Origin of the sequence: Microbacterium esteraromaticum (genome assembly GCF_014084045.1) — a bacterium.
Lineage (GTDB): Bacteria > Actinomycetota > Actinomycetes > Actinomycetales > Microbacteriaceae > Microbacterium > Microbacterium esteraromaticum_D.
In genome coordinates, this window is sequence record NZ_CP043732.1 from 2,158,612 (window position 1) to 2,172,552 (window position 13,941).

Annotated in this window: 13 protein-coding genes; 7 read left to right on the forward strand and 6 right to left on the reverse strand. The window is 70.0% G+C overall.

Annotation, left to right across the window (positions count from 1 at the left end):
- Positions 1-138: 138 nt before the first annotated feature.
- On the forward strand, positions 139-1,515 hold the full coding sequence (locus FVO59_RS10145) for an MFS transporter (RefSeq protein ID WP_182252529.1): 1,377 nt from the start codon (positions 139-141) through the stop codon (positions 1,513-1,515).
- A gap of 83 nt (positions 1,516-1,598) precedes the next feature.
- Here FVO59_RS10145 and FVO59_RS10150 read toward each other — a convergent pair whose 3' ends face one another.
- Positions 1,599-2,285: an IclR family transcriptional regulator gene (locus FVO59_RS10150; protein ID WP_182252530.1), complete on the reverse strand. Its 687-nt coding sequence runs from the start codon at positions 2,283-2,285 to the stop codon at positions 1,599-1,601.
- 107 nt (positions 2,286-2,392) lie between these two features.
- Here FVO59_RS10150 and FVO59_RS10155 point away from each other — a divergent pair, with 107 nt between their 5' ends.
- The 5 genes from FVO59_RS10155 (at position 2,393) to FVO59_RS10175 (ending at position 7,860) form a co-directional block, all read left to right on the forward strand.
- Positions 2,393-4,249, forward strand: a complete 1,857-nt coding sequence (locus FVO59_RS10155; protein WP_182252531.1) for an FAD-dependent monooxygenase — start codon at positions 2,393-2,395, stop codon at positions 4,247-4,249.
- Between the two features lie 241 nt (positions 4,250-4,490).
- Positions 4,491-5,324 carry an ABC transporter ATP-binding protein gene (locus FVO59_RS10160; RefSeq protein ID WP_182252532.1) on the forward strand — a complete coding sequence of 278 codons (834 nt, stop codon included), beginning with the start codon at positions 4,491-4,493 and terminating at the stop codon, positions 5,322-5,324.
- The gene (locus FVO59_RS10165; RefSeq protein ID WP_259363156.1) at positions 5,321-6,124 is read left to right on the forward strand and encodes an ABC transporter permease; all 804 of its coding nucleotides are present in this window, start codon (positions 5,321-5,323) and stop codon (positions 6,122-6,124) included. The genes FVO59_RS10160 and FVO59_RS10165 overlap by 4 nt, the downstream gene beginning before the upstream one ends.
- Before the next feature lie 21 nt (positions 6,125-6,145).
- Positions 6,146-7,255, forward strand: coding sequence for a sensor histidine kinase (locus FVO59_RS10170; RefSeq protein WP_182252533.1), 1,110 nt, complete (start codon positions 6,146-6,148; stop codon positions 7,253-7,255).
- The gene (locus tag FVO59_RS10175) at positions 7,249-7,860 is read left to right on the forward strand and encodes a response regulator transcription factor (RefSeq protein ID WP_182256697.1); all 612 of its coding nucleotides are present in this window, start codon (positions 7,249-7,251) and stop codon (positions 7,858-7,860) included. Before FVO59_RS10170 ends, FVO59_RS10175 begins: the two co-directional genes overlap by 7 nt.
- 24 nt (positions 7,861-7,884) lie before the next feature.
- Here the strand turns inward: FVO59_RS10175 and FVO59_RS10180 are convergent, their stop codons facing one another.
- The 3 genes from FVO59_RS10180 to FVO59_RS10190 form a co-directional block, all read right to left on the reverse strand.
- Positions 7,885-9,624 (reverse strand): thiamine pyrophosphate-binding protein, encoded by a 1,740-nt coding sequence (locus FVO59_RS10180; protein ID WP_182252534.1) that lies wholly within the window; start codon positions 9,622-9,624, stop codon positions 7,885-7,887.
- A 124-nt stretch (positions 9,625-9,748) separates the two neighbouring features.
- Positions 9,749-10,564 (reverse strand): class II glutamine amidotransferase, encoded by an 816-nt coding sequence (locus FVO59_RS10185; protein ID WP_182252535.1) that lies wholly within the window; start codon positions 10,562-10,564, stop codon positions 9,749-9,751.
- Positions 10,565-10,667: 103 nt separating this feature from the next.
- Positions 10,668-10,805 (reverse strand): hypothetical protein, encoded by a 138-nt coding sequence (locus FVO59_RS10190; RefSeq protein ID WP_182252536.1) that lies wholly within the window; start codon positions 10,803-10,805, stop codon positions 10,668-10,670.
- A 58-nt stretch (positions 10,806-10,863) separates the two neighbouring features.
- On the opposite strand from FVO59_RS10190, the gene FVO59_RS10195 reads away from it, so the two are divergent.
- On the forward strand, positions 10,864-11,373 hold the full coding sequence (locus FVO59_RS10195) for a phosphoribosyltransferase (protein ID WP_182252537.1): 510 nt from the start codon (positions 10,864-10,866) through the stop codon (positions 11,371-11,373).
- 43 nt (positions 11,374-11,416) lie between these two features.
- On the opposite strand, the gene FVO59_RS10200 is transcribed toward FVO59_RS10195, so the two are convergent.
- Together FVO59_RS10200 and FVO59_RS10205 are read right to left on the reverse strand one after the other, a co-directional pair.
- Positions 11,417-12,940, reverse strand: a complete 1,524-nt coding sequence (locus FVO59_RS10200; protein WP_182252538.1) for an ATP-dependent DNA ligase — start codon at positions 12,938-12,940, stop codon at positions 11,417-11,419.
- 221 nt (positions 12,941-13,161) lie between these two features.
- The gene (locus tag FVO59_RS10205) at positions 13,162-13,932 is read right to left on the reverse strand and encodes an enoyl-CoA hydratase/isomerase family protein (protein WP_182252539.1); all 771 of its coding nucleotides are present in this window, start codon (positions 13,930-13,932) and stop codon (positions 13,162-13,164) included.
- Positions 13,933-13,941: the final 9 nt, after the last annotated feature.

Sequence of the window (13,941 nt, forward strand, 5' to 3'; positions counted from 1 at the left end):
CGTGGGTGCACGGGGGTGACTCGTGAAGTCCTTGTGCGTCGTATTCGAAATCGTATATGATCCTGCCTCGGGTGGCAAGCGTCCCTGACCCACCCTGGACGACGGTGTCACAACAGGTGTCACAGCAGAGGAGCTGACATGAGCGCACAGCCAGACGGAGGGCTCACCCCCACCGGAACCATTGCGAGCGGCGCCGACCGGCGTCGCGTGATCTTCGCGACAGTGGTCGGCACCACCATCGAGTGGTACGACTTCTTCACCTACGCCGCCATGTCGGGGCTCGCGTTCGGGGTGCTGTTCTTCGAACCGGCGGGTCCTGAGTTCGGGCGCATCCTGGCCTTCCTGACGGTCGGGCTGAGTTTCCTCTTCCGCCCGCTCGGAGCGTTCCTCGCCGGTCACTTCGGCGACCGCATCGGCCGACGGAAGGTGCTCGTCATCACTCTGTTCGGCATGGGCGTCGCGACCGCGCTGATCGGTCTTCTGCCGACCTACCAGGTGATCGGCGTCGTCGCCCCCGCCCTGCTCGTGCTGCTGCGTGTGCTTCAGGGCGTCTCGGCCGGCGGCGAGTGGGGCGGCGCGGTGCTGATGGCCGTCGAGCACGCACCCCGTTCGCGGCGAGGCGCCTACGGTGCATCGCCGCAGGTGGGAGTGCCGCTCGGCCTTCTTCTCTCGAGTGCCGTGATCGCGATCATGTCGATGATCGCTCCCGGCGACGCCTTCCTCGAGTGGGGCTGGCGCGTGCCGTTCCTCCTGTCGGTCGTCCTGATCCTCGTCGGCTGGTGGATCCGCCGCAGCGTCGAGGAGAGTCCCGTCTTCACCGAGATCGCCGAGCGCGCCGCGCAGACCAAGACTCCGATCGTCGCGCTGTTCCGCAACTACGGCCTGGTCGTCGTGATCGCGGCGCTCGTCTTCGCCGGCAACAACGCCGTCGGATACATGACCACCGGCGGCTGGATCCAGGGCTACGCGACCAACGGCCTCGGCCTCACGCGGCCCGAGGTGCTCTGGGCCGTCGCGCTGGGCGCCATCGTCTGGCTGGTCTCGACCTGGTTCGCGGGCGGTCTCTCCGACCGCATCGGACGTCGGAGCACGTACCTCCTGGGCTGGGCGCTGCAGCTGGTCGGCGTGTTCGCGCTGTTCCCGCTCGTCAACACCGGAGAGCTGGTGCCGTTCGCGCTGGGGCTGATGATCCTCTCGATCGGGCTCGGCTTCACCTACGGCCCGCAGGCGGCCTTCTATGCCGAGATCTTCCCGGCATCCGTCCGCTTCTCGGGCGTCTCGATCTCGTACGCGATCGGTGCCATCCTGGGTGGCGCCTTCGCGCCCACCGTCGCCGAGTGGCTGGTGCAGACGACCGGCGGCACCGGCTCGGTGACGATCTACCTCGCGATCATGACGGTGATCGGGCTGCTTGCCACGCTCGCCTTCCGCGACCGCTCGGGTCTGCCTCTGGGCATCGATCACGAGGACGAGCAGGCGCGCAGTCCTCTGCAGGGAGTCGGCGCGACCGACTGAGCGCAGTCGCCTCTGAAGCAGCTCTGCAGGTCTGAAGGACGATCGATCAGGATCGTCCTTCAGACCTGCATCCACCTGAGCTGTCAGCCCTCGAGGGATGCCCGGATGACCCCGGCTGAGCGCTGCAGGAGCGCGGCGATCTCCGCGTCCTCGATCGGGGACGCCATGTGCACGACGGCGAGAGCGGCCGGGCGCTTGCCGCGTAGCGGCAGGGGGACGGCGACCGACGTGAGGTTCGGGATCACCTCGTCGTGACTGACGGCATAGCCGCGTTCGTGCACGGCGGTGACCTCGGCATGCAGCGCCTCGCCGAGCGCCGGCCACTCGGCATCCCGCAGCTGGGCGAGGATCGCCTTGCCGGGCGCGCCGACCGTGACCGGATGCCTGGTGCCAGGACGCTGCGCGACGTTCGCGCCCGCATGGCGCGGTTCGACGCTGGTGAGGGTGATCACCTCGTCGCCGTCGAGGACGGCGAGGAACGCTGTGAGGCCGAGCTCGTTCGCCACGGCCGTCAGCTCGGGGAGCGCCTCGGCCTGCAGATCGTGGGCGACGCCTGCGGCGAGAGCCGCCATGCGCGGTCCGAGGGCCGCGCGGCCTGACGCGTCCCGGACGACGAGGCGATGGTCCTCGAGGGTTCGCAGCAGGCGGTAGGCGATCGAGCGATGCACCTCGAGCCTGGTGGCGACCTCGTCGATCGACAGCGGGCCGTCGGCGAGCGTCTCAAGGATCCGGATGCCACGGCTCAGCGTCTGCGATGCGGGGGCGGCCATGCGGTCTCCTCCTTTCCCTTGTCGTGGCGTCGTCGCCTCGGATATCATCTGTTCAATAGTAGAACGTTGTGTTCGAATATAGAACACGCCGGAAGGAATCGACGACGATGCAGTTCCACCACCACGGCTATGTCTCCCACGACCCGAGGGTCCTGCCCGCCGAGGGCATCGGCGTCGACAGGCCGGACGCGCTGCCCGATCGGATGGACGTGCTCATCGTCGGATCCGGCCCCGCCGGCATGCTGCTCGCCGCGCAGATGTCGCAGTACCCGAACGTGAGCACGCGCATCATCGAGAAGCGGGACGGCCGACTCGTGCTCGGCCAGGCCGACGGCATCCAGCCGCGCAGCGTCGAGACCTTCCAGGCGTTCGGCTTCGCCGAGCGCATCGTGGCCGAGGCCTACAACATCGGCTGGATGAACTTCTGGGGCCCCGACCCCGAGAACCGGCAGAACATCGTCCGCACCGCCCGCACGGCCGACTACGCCTACGACATCTGCGAGTTCCCGCACCTCATCGTCAACCAGGCGCGCGTGCTCGACTACTTCGCCGAGGCGGCCGCGAACGGCCCCGGCCGCATCGTGCCCGACTACGGTGTCGCCTTCCTCGGGCTCACCGTCCACGACGAGGGCGAGTACCCGGTCGAGGTGCGAGTCGACGACAACGGCACGGAGCGCACCATCCGCGCCAAGTACGTCGCCGGCTGCGACGGCGCGCGCAGCGGCGTGCGCGAGGCCATCGGCCGCAAGCATGTGGGTGCGATGGCCGCGCACGCCTGGGGCGTCATGGACGTCCTCGTCAACACCGACTTCCCCGACTGGCGCACCAAGTGCGCGATCAACGCGGAGGCCGGCAACATCCTGCACATCCCGCGCGAGGGCGGGTACCTGAGCCGCATGTACATCGATCTGGGAGAGGTCGCCGCCGACGACAACAGGCAGATCAAGCACACCCCGCTCGACGCCGTGATCGCGAAGGCCAACGAGATCCTGCATCCCTACTCGATCGACGTCAAGGACGTCGCCTGGCACAGCGTCTACGAGGTCGGTCACCGCGTGACCGACGGCTTCGACGACGTCATCGACGGCAGCGGACGGACCCCCCGCGTCTTCCTCACGGGAGACGCCTGCCACACGCACAGCGCGAAGGCGGGCCAGGGCATGAACGTCTCGATGCAGGACGGCTTCAATCTCGGCTGGAAGCTCGGCTCGGTGCTCACCGGTCGCAGCCCCGAGACGCTGCTGGCCACGTACGGCGCCGAGCGGCATCCCGTCGCGCAGCAGCTGATCGACTTCGACCGCGAGTGGTCGAGCCTGATGGCGCGCAAGCCTGAGGAGATCTCCGACCCGCAGGAGCTCGCGACCTTCTACCTCGGCACCGCCGAGTTCCCCTCGGGGTTCATGACGCAGTACACCTCGTCGATGATCATCGGCTCAGACGCGCACCAGGGGCTCGCCGCCGGATTCCCGCTGGGCAAGCGGTTCAAGTCGGCCCAGGTCACCCGCGTCTGCGACGGCAACGTGATCCACCTCGGCCATCACGCCAGGGCCGACGGCAGGTGGCGCGTGTACGCCTTCGGCGACGCCTCCGGCGAGCGTCTGAGCGCCTGGGCCGACGAGGCCGCGCCGGTCCTCGCCCGATTCACGCCGGCCGATGCCGACGTCGACTCCGTCTTCGATGTGAAGGCGATCCACCAGGGCTCCTACGAGGACGTCGAGGTCACCACGGTGCCGCAGCTGTTCGCGCCGAAGACCGGCCCGCTCGGCCTCACCGACTGGGAGAAGGTCTACGCGGCGGCACCCAGCAAATGGAACGAGACGGACATCTACGAGGCGCGCGAGCTGTCGCGCGACGGTGTCGTCGTGGTCGTGCGGCCAGACCAGTACGTCGCCGCGATCCTGCCGCTCGGTGCCGTCGACGAGCTCGGCGCCTTCTTCGACGGAGCGCTGCTGCCGGCATCCTGAGTCCTGCGATGTCGGCATGACATGTGTCATGCCGACATCGTGACATCCGCCTCCGGCGTCGACGAGGCCGAGCCCGCCACGCTGGAGGAATGCAGAGCACAGCACCGGCCCCGGCCACGACGGCTCCCCGAGACGGCGGCACCGGACACGACGCGAGCCCCGAGACGCCGTTCGCCGTCGAGCTGAGCGGAGTGCGCCGTGGCTACGGCTCGGGGCACGGCGGGTTCACGCCGTCGACGGCGTGGATCTCACCGTGCGCCGTGGCGAGATCGTGGCGCTCCTCGGGCCCAACGGCGCGGGCAAGACCACCACGCTCGACATGCTGATGGGTCTGACCGAGCCTGATGAGGGCGCTGTGCGGGTGCTCGGCCGGCCGCCCGCGCGAGCGACCGCCGACGGGCTCATCGCAGCCGTGCTGCAGACGGGAGGACTGCTCGGCGACCTCACGGTCGACGAGACGGTGCGCCTGATCGCCTCCCTCCACGGAAGCGAGGCGCTGCGCCGGGTGCCGGAGGTGCTGCAGCGCACCGAGCTGACCGGGCTCGCCCGCCGCAAGGTGTCGAAGTGCTCGGGAGGCGAGCAGCAGCGCGTGAAGTTCGCGCTCGCGCTGACCGCCGACCCCGATATCCTCGTGCTCGACGAACCCACCGCCGGGATGGACGTGACCGCCCGCAGGCACTTCTGGGAGGTGATGAGAGCGGATGCCGATGCCGGACGCACCATTCTCTTCGCGACTCACTATCTCGAAGAGGCCGAGCAGTTCGCGCGACGCACAGTCGTCATGAACCACGGCAGGATCGTCGCCGATGCGCCGACGGCGCAGCTGCGAGCAGGGCTCGGCGCACGGATCGTCGCGGCGACCCTTCCGGAGCAGACGGGCGACCGCATCGCGGCCGCGCTGCGCGAACGCGCCGACGTCAGCGAGCTGCGCGTCGATGCGCGAAGACTCACCCTGCGCGCCCGGGACTCCGATGCCGTCGCCGCGTCGCTTCTCGAGGCAGGTGCCTATGACCTGGAGATCCTCGCGCCCACCCTCGAAACCGCATTCACCGCTCTCACGGAGAACCGATCGTGACCACGTCGACCGCCCCCGCCATGCGCCGCACTCCTGTGTGCAGTCCACGCATCTCGATGACGATGCTGCAGATCGAGGCGCTGCGTCAGCTGCGCAACCCGTACACGCTCGCCTTCACCCTGGCGATGCCGGTCGTGATGTACCTGCTGTTCGGCGCAGGCCCCGGCTACGCCGACCTGTCGGTAGGGCACGGGAACGCATCGTTCTACGTCATGGCGTCTATGGCCGCATACGGAACCGCCGTCGCCATGAGCTCGCTGACCTCACTGGCAGCATCCGAGGCGAAGCAGGGCTGGGGACGTCAGCTCGCCATGACCCCGCTCGGCACCGCGGGCTACGCCGTGACCAAGCTGCTCACGGCCGTCACGTTCGCCGCGCTGGCACTGGCCGCCGTGTTCGCGGCCGGCATCGCCACCGGCGCCGCGGCCGACGACGCGTGGCGGTGGGTCGCCGTGGCCGCGATCATCCTGGTCGGGGGACTCATGTACGGGCTCTACGGACTGGGAGTCGGGCTCTTCTTCAACCCCGACTCCGCCGCCGCGCTCGCCTCCATCTCGATGACGTTCTTCGCCTTCTTCGGAAACGTGTTCATGCCGCTCGACGGCGTGATGCTCGACATCGCCCGGTTCACCCCGCTGTACGGGTTCGTCGCACTCAGCCGCTGGCCGATCACCGATGGCGTGCTCACGACGGGCCAGGCCGATCCGCTGTGGATGCCGCTGCTGAGCGTGGCCGTCTGGCTGGCGCTGTTCACGGTGCTCGTCGTCGCCGGAGTCCGTCGTGCTCGCAGTCGCCGCTGAGAGGATCAGTAGGTTGGGAAGATGACCTCGACCACCGCCGCTGCGTCGCCCCGCAGGGTGCAGGCGAGCCACTGGGACAGATACGGCTGGCTCATGGCGGTCGTGTGGATGTGCTTCCTCATCTATCCGCTGCTGGCCCTGCTCGAATCGAGCGCACCGGTCGGCTGGATCGTCGCCGGGTGGGGAGCGCTGGCTCTGTTCGCCGTGCTGTATGTCGTGGGCTTCGTCCGCGGTCTGCGCGGCGAGGGCGGGCTCGGGCGGCCACCGGTGCGCGGGCAGTGGACGATCTTCGCCGCACTCGTCGTCTGCGCCGTGGTGTCGGTGCCGGCCGAAGGCGGCCAGGCGCTGAGCTTTCTGCCGTTCATCATGTCGTTCGCGTCGTACGCGCTCACCCGCATCGCGCACTGGGCGACGTTCGCGGGCGCGGTGATCATCGTCGGCCTGTACGCCGTGCTCGCCGAGAACGGACCGGGCTACGTCACGATCCTCGCCATCGTGGTCCTGGTCGGCATCGTGAACACCGTGTCGACCTGGTTGATCGTGCGCTCGGGCGAGGCCGAGCAGCTCGGCCTCGAGCTCGCCATGAGCGAGGGTCGTGAGCATGTGGCCCGAGACGTGCACGACCTGATCGGTCATTCGCTGACGGTGGTGAGCCTGAAGGCGCAGCTCGCCCGTCGGCTCATCGACACCGACCCCGAGCAGGCGAGACGCGAGCTCGCAGAGATCGAGTCGCTCGCTGCCGAGGCGATCGCGGGGGTGCGCAGCACCGTGGCAGGAACGCGCGCCTCATCCTTCGACGAGCAGCTCGCCGCCAGCGGCGAGGTGCTGCGCTCGGCGGGCATCCGGACACTCGTCGAGGGGGACGCGACGGCGCTCTCGCCCGCCCAGGGGCTGACGGCGAGCTGGATTCTCCGCGAGGCGACCACCAACATACTGCGGCACTCCGAGGCGTCCACGGTCACGGTGCTGATCGGACCGGGCAGCCTGTCGGTGCACGACGACGGGCTCGGGCCGGGGGAGGGCGAGGGCAACGGCGTGCGCGGCATGCGCGAACGAGCGGCGGCGGCGGGGGCGCGCTTCACGATCGCGCCGGCAGCAGAGCGCGGCACCCGCGTGGAGGTGGCCTGGTGAGCATCCGGATCGTGATCGCCGACGATCAGGCGCTGGTTCGCGGAGCACTCGCCGCGCTGCTCGCGCTCGAAGCCGACATCGAGGTGGTCGGCGTCGCAGCCGATGGCGCCGAGGCGCTGGCGGTCGTGACGAGCGCGGTTCCCGATGTCTGCCTGATGGACATCCAGATGCCCGGACTCGACGGCATCGCCGCGACCAGGCAGGTGCGTGCGGCGTCTGCCGGCACGCGGGTCCTGATCGTGACGACATTCGCTCGCCCCGGCTACCTGCGTTCGGCGCTCGACGCCGGTGCCAGCGGCTTCATCGCGAAGGACGCGCACGCCGAGGATCTGGCCGAGGCGGTGCGCCGAGTGCACGCGGGCCTGCGCGTGCTGGATCCCGCACTCGCCGAGCAGAGCCTGTTCGACGGAGCGAACCCGCTCAGTGAGCGAGAGCGTCAGATCCTTCGGCTCGCCGGTGACGGTCGATCGGCCGCTGCCATCGCATCCGAGGTCTTCCTGTCGCCCGGCACCGTGCGCAACCATCTCTCCTCGGCGATGGGGAAGACCGGTGCGGCCAACCGCCAGCAGGCTGTGCGCGTCGCTCAGGACAAGGGCTGGATCTGAGACGGATCCCGTCCGGCATCCCGGTCAGGAGTTCACGCGGATGATCTCCTCCTGGTACGGAGCGATGACCCGGCCCGAGATGCGCAGATCGAGCACGAGGAAGCGGCGCTCGGCCGGGTCCTCGGATGCCCAGGAGCGCAGCCGCTCGAGATCCTGCAGGGTGCGCACCACGACTCCCTCGGCCCCTACGGCGCCGGCGAAGGCCGCGAAGTCGACCTCGGGGATGAGCATCGGCCCCTCGGCGAGGCCCTTCAGGCCGTAGAGGTTGATCTCGGCGCCGTAGGCCGCGTCGTTCCACACCACCGCGACACCCCGGCCGGCGGCGGCGCGCACGGCGGACTCGAGATCGGCGATCGCCATCAGGCCGCCGCCGTCGCCCGAGGTCAGCACGATCGTCTGCTCGGGCCGCGCGCGCGTGGCGCCGACGACGCTGGGCCAGCCCTGCCCGATCGACTGGAAGGCCGTGCCGACCATCATCATGCGGTCGGGCGCGGCGACCGGCCAGTACATGTTCGCCCACCCGATGAAGTGCCCGCCGTCCGAGACCACGACGCGATCCTCGGGCAGCAGCTCGGCGATGCGGCGAGCGGCGGAGCGAGGGTCGAGACGGCCGTCGGCTGCGAGCTCATCGCCCTCCGCGTAGGCCCGCGCGGCCCCGACATCGACCGACTCGCGCCACGGTGCGTGCGCTGCGTGCGATGAGGTGCGCTCGGCGCGGTCCGGATCGGCCGATCCGTGATCGGCAGGTGCGCTTTCCCGTGCGGGCCGTGCGCCGCCGGATGCCTGCGCCGCGAGCCGCTCGACGAGCGCCTCGGCCGCGATGCGGGCGTCAGCGCGCACGAAGCCGCCGACGTGCGCGTGCGTGGCCGCTGGAGCGACATCGACCTGGAAGACCCGTGTGCCCGGTGCGAACAGTTCGCCGAAGCGCATCGTGAACTGGTTGAGGGAGGCGCCGAAGACGACGGCGACGTCGGCCTCGCGGACGAGCTGCATCGCGCCGTCCGCGCCGAAGCCGCCGGCGACGCCCAGGTCGTAGCGGGTGTCGGGGAACACGCCGCGGCCCAGCGCGGTCGATGCGGTGAGGGCGCCCGTCCGCTCGGCCAGAGCGCCGAGGGCCTCGCCCGCGCCGGCTAGCCAGGCGCCGCGGCCGGCGAGCAGGAACGGCCGCGCAGCCGAGCCCAGGGCCCGGGCGATCTCATCGAGCATCCCGTCGGCGAACTCGCCGCGCGGTGCCAGGGGCGCCGGGAGGCGCGGCGCCGGAGTCTCGGCCACGGGGCCGGCCTCGAGCGAGGCGACGTCGTAGGGGATGGCCAGCACGACGGGCACCCGGTAGGTGAGGGCGTGCTCGATCGCGATCACGGTCGTCGCGGCGGCGTCCGCGTGACCGGTCGTATAGGTGCGCGCGCCGACGGCTGACGCCATCGCGATCTGGTCGACGTCCCACGGACGTGGGCCTGAGGTCGGCTCGTCTCCCACGACGAGCACGAGCGGCACGTGCGCCTGCACGGCCTCGGCCAGAGCGGTCAAGGTGTTGGTGAACCCCGCGCCGTAGGTCGAGGTCGCTGCGGCGATCCGGCCCGAGGCGCGGAAATGCGCATCGGCGGCGACGACGGCGCCCTGCTCGTGCCGGACGGCGGTAAACACGGCGTCGGTCTGCTTCTCGATCGCGTCGAGGAAGTAGGCGTTGCCGTTGCCCATCACGCCGAAGACGTGATCGATGTGCTCGGCGAGGGTGAGGGCGACGTGTGCGGACACGGTGGGCATGATGAAGCGCCTTTCAAGACAGGAAACGGAGGGATCCGTATATGTCTCGCGTCTCGCGCCTCGTCGCGGAGTGCTTCGTGCCCCTTTTTCGAGCATCGGCCGCGGGCGGCCGGACCCTTCGATTCTAGCCGTGGTGGGCGTGCGCCGCGGCGAGCTCGAGAGTGGATGCCGATCGGTCGGCGAGCCGGATGGACGTGACGGACTCGGCCGGCAGGGGCGTCCAGCCCTCACCGGCGACGCCGGTCGATCCGACGGTGATCGTGCCGTCTGCTCCCTCGCGCCAGCGCAGTGCGAAGTAGTCCTCGTTGTGCTCGTCCGGCAGCACGTCGGCCAGCGGGGCGAGCCGCGACAGATCGTGCTCGGTGAGGATGCTCGTCGCGCTGGCATGCACGACGATGAGCTGCTCGCCGTCGAGCAGCAGTGCGTTGAGGCTGGCGAGCGGGAACAGGTCTCTCAGCGTGCCGGCGACGCGCGCGGTCGCCTCGTGCAGACCGACGCCGGCGGCGACCTGCTCGCGGATGAGGGCGAAGAACATCTCGCTGTCAGTGGTGCCTGCAAGGGTGGTGGCGCTCTCGGCGGTGAGCAGGGAGTGCAGTCTGTCGAGCGGCTTGATGGTTCCGTTGTGGCAGAAGGCCATGCCGTCCGCCTCGAAGGGGTGCGCGTTGCACTCGTTGACCGGAAGCCCTGCCGTCGCCCAGCGCAGGTGCACGATCGCGGCGCGCGAGGGAGTCGAGAGCGCGGCGTCGAAGTCGGGATCGTTCGCCGCCGACAGCGGCGATCGGAGCACGTGAGGCGTCTCTCCGGGGGTGCGCACACTCGCCCGTCCCCACCCGTCGCCGTGCAATCGCGCGAGCGAGAGCAGGCTCTCGGCGCCGTCGACCCCGAGCTCGCTTCTGCTCGTGGTGGGAAGCGGGGATACGAAGGCGAACAGCCGGCACATGCAGGGACCTCGGAACAACAGATGGGCGATGGGGCGTGGACGCCGGGTCGCGAACATGCCTCTTCGTTTGTACCTCATCCGGGGCGCAGATGGGGCGATTCGCTCAGGAGTGGGACTCGACGAGGGGTCGGCGCTCGAGCGCGAGGATCATTACGAGAGCGGCGATCGCGAGAGGCACGAGGGCGAGGAACAGCGGCGGCAGCGATGCCGCGTACGCCTCGGCAATGGCCGACGCCGGCACGAACGGATCCCCCTAGACCCGGTGCACGCCGGGGGATCGGATGCACGAGAATAGAGCAATGACGGAAACAGCGATCGAGCGCGAGACGCTCACCTGGGACGGGTTCGGCGACGCGACACGTGATCTCGCACGCGACATCATCGGCAGCGGCTTCGTGCCCGAGGTCGTCGTCGCGATCGCCCGAGGCGGTCTGCTGCCCGCCGGCGCCATCGCCTACGGTCTCGGCGTGAAGAACTGCGGCGCCATCAACATGGAGTTCTACACCGGCATCGGCACGGTGCTGGAGGCTCCCGAGGTGCTGCCGCCCGAGCTCGACATGGACTATCTCGACGGCCGCCGAGTACTGCTCGTCGACGATGTCGCCGATTCCGGGCGAACGCTCGCTCTCGCCGTGCAGCTGCTGAAGGAGAAGGGCGCGGATGTGCGCTCGGTCACCATCTACACCAAGCCGTCGACCATCATCCAGCCCGACTACGCCTGGAAGGACACCGATCGCTGGATCAACTTCCCGTGGTCGTTCAAGGGCACGGTCGTCGAGGAGGATCAGGGCCTGCCGCCCAGCGCGTGACGGATGCTCGAGCGCAGGGTAGCCGAGGAGGATCGGGGCCTGCTCAGCCGCGCATCAGGGCACGGAGCGTCTTGATCGTGTCGGCCTGATCCGCGGACTTGTCGGAACGGTAGCCCTTCACTCGGGCGAAGCGCAGTGCGATGCCGCCCGGGTACCGTGGCGAGCGCTGCACGCCGTCTATCGCGATCTCGACAACGATCTCGGGACGCAGGAACACCGTGCTCGCCGTGCGCCTGCTCTCCAGCGCGGGGAACGTCGAGGTCTGCCAGCGCAGCAGCTCGTCGGTGAGGCCCTTGAAGGTCTTGCCGACCATGACGAACCCGCCGGGCTCGCCGAAGTCCCCGTCCGGATCGCGCGCGCCGAGGTGCAGGTTCGAGAGCATGCCCGTGCGCCGGCCGGATCCCCACTCGGCGCCGAGCACCACGAGATCGTACGTGAGCACGGGCTTGACCTTCACCCACGATTTCCCCCGGCGACCGGCGGTGTAGGTCGACTCCAGCGCCTTCACCAGCACGCCCTCGTGACCCGCGGCCAGGGACTCGCGCGACAGGCGCTCGGCCTCGTCGGCATCGTCGGTGACCGTCCCGGGCATCCGCCATTCGCCGGCGACCCGCTCGAGCTCGGCGAGTCGCACGCTGAGCGGCTCGTCGATGAGATCACGGCCGTCGACGTGCAGGATGTCGAAGAACCACGGCCTGAGGGCGACCTGCCTCGCGACGTCGGCGCCGAAGCGGGACATGGTCTCCTGGAAGGGGCGCGGAGCGCCATCCTCGTCGAGCGACAGCGTCTCGCCGTCGAGGATCAGGTCGTGTGCGGGCAGCGATCGCACGATGTCGACGAGCTCGGGTACGCGGTGCGTCACGTCGGCGAGGCTGCGGGTGTAGACGCCGACGTCGTCGCCGCGACGGTGCACCTGGATGCGGGCGCCGTCGAGCTTGTACTCCACAGACGCGCGGCCCGTGACCTCGAGCGCTGCGGTCGGGGTGGCGGCGGTGGAGGCGAGCATCGGCATCACAGGCCTCCCGACGGCCAGGCCGACCGCGTCGAGGTCGTCCTCGGCGCCGGTCAGCGCGATGACCGCCGTCTCGCCGAGATCTCCGGAGAGCATCGCGGCCCGTCGCACGGAGGCCACCGGCCGATCAGCGGCCCGCGCGATCGCGTCGAGGAGGACGCCGCCGAGCGCTCCGGTGCGAAGCTCGCCCATCATCGCGCGCGCCAGCAGGTCCCACTCCGCAGCGGTCGACCGAGTGGCGAGTCCTTGCAGGAGGCTCTGCCGCGCGGCGGCAGAGCCGCTTCCGGATGCCAGGGCCAGGGCATCCAGCGTGTGATCGACGTCAGTGATCGTGAGGGACGGGGCATCCGCATGTGCGACCTCGACCGAGGTCAGCGTCCGCCACCCGACGCCGAGCCTGCCCTGACGCGGAGCGGCGATCAGCATGCCGACCAGCGGTCGGATCTCGTCGGTCGACGCGGCAGCCAGCAGCCGCGCAAGAGCATCGATCTTCGCCAGCCGGGAGGATGTCGCTGCGACGTCGTCGGTGGTCGCGACCAGCTCGGAGAGCATCATGCCGGCATCCTCTCACCCGCCGCCGACATCACCCGAGGGGGTTGCGCACCTCGTCGCCGCTCGGATGGGAAACGCTGGTGGCGGATGCTGGCAGCCGGCGTTTCTCGTCTTCTGCGGGGCAGTCGGATGGGAAACGCTGGTGGCGGATGCTGGCAGCCGGCGTTTCTCGTCTTCTGTGGGTGTGTCGGATGGGAAACGCTGGTGGGGGATGCTGGGGGCGGTCAGCGCCCGCGGAACTGCGGACGGCGCTTCTGCTGGAACGCGGCGAAGCCCTCGCGATAGTCATCGGTGTCGCAGAGGGCCGCCTGCGCGGCGTTCTCGATGTCGATGGACTCCCACAGCGCGAGCCGCTCATCGCGGATGCGCGCGATGAGCCGCTTGCTCGCGAGGAAGGCGGCGGTGGCGCCGCCTGCCGCGGCGCGAGCGGCATCCTCCGTCGCCGCGAGCACCTCGTCGTCGCCGAAGACGCGGGAGAACAGTCCAGAGGCCACCGCCTCGGCGCCCGACATCAGCCTGCCCGTGTAGATGAGGTCGAGGGTCTTGTGCGCTCCGAGCCGCTCGGCGAACAGGGCATGCCCACCCGAGTCGAGGGTCGCGCCGAGCGCCGCGAACGGCGAGCCGATCTTCGCGGATTCGGCGACGTACACGACGTCGGTCGCGATGAGCAGGCCGAGGCCGACTCCCAGACAGGCTCCGTGCGCGACCGCGAACGTCGGCGCGGGGAACTCGGCCATGCGCCTCAGAAGCGGGGTGACGATGCCGCCGAGGTAGCCGATCACGTCGTCGTCGCGCGGGTCGACGCCCGAGATGTCGCGGCCGGCGCAGAACGCACGTCCCTCGCCTCGCAGCAGCAGGGCGCGCACACCCGCGCGCTCGGCCTCGTCGTAGGCCGAGTGCAGCCCGTGCAGGGCCTGCTCGTCGAGGGCGTTGAGACGCTCGGGAGCGTTCAGGGTGATGCGCGCGACATCGTCGGCGATCTGGATGTCGATCATTGCGGCTCC

What these genes read in the sequence shown, in the direction of transcription:
- FVO59_RS10200 (WP_182252538.1), bottom strand. Translation starts at nt 12,940, where the DNA reads ATGATGCTCTCCGAGCTGGTCGCGACCACCGACGACGTCGCAGCGACA.
- FVO59_RS10155 (WP_182252531.1), top strand. Translation starts at nt 2,393, where the DNA reads ATGCAGTTCCACCACCACGGCTATGTCTCCCACGACCCGAGGGTCCTG.
- FVO59_RS10205 (WP_182252539.1), bottom strand. Translation starts at nt 13,932, where the DNA reads ATGATCGACATCCAGATCGCCGACGATGTCGCGCGCATCACCCTGAAC.
- FVO59_RS10185 (WP_182252535.1), bottom strand. Translation starts at nt 10,564, where the DNA reads ATGTGCCGGCTGTTCGCCTTCGTATCCCCGCTTCCCACCACGAGCAGA.
- FVO59_RS10145 (WP_182252529.1), top strand. Translation starts at nt 139, where the DNA reads ATGAGCGCACAGCCAGACGGAGGGCTCACCCCCACCGGAACCATTGCG.
- FVO59_RS10180 (WP_182252534.1), bottom strand. Translation starts at nt 9,624, where the DNA reads ATGCCCACCGTGTCCGCACACGTCGCCCTCACCCTCGCCGAGCACATC.
- FVO59_RS10170 (WP_182252533.1), top strand. Translation starts at nt 6,146, where the DNA reads ATGACCTCGACCACCGCCGCTGCGTCGCCCCGCAGGGTGCAGGCGAGC.
- FVO59_RS10150 (WP_182252530.1), bottom strand. Translation starts at nt 2,285, where the DNA reads ATGGCCGCCCCCGCATCGCAGACGCTGAGCCGTGGCATCCGGATCCTT.
- FVO59_RS10195 (WP_182252537.1), top strand. Translation starts at nt 10,864, where the DNA reads ATGACGGAAACAGCGATCGAGCGCGAGACGCTCACCTGGGACGGGTTC.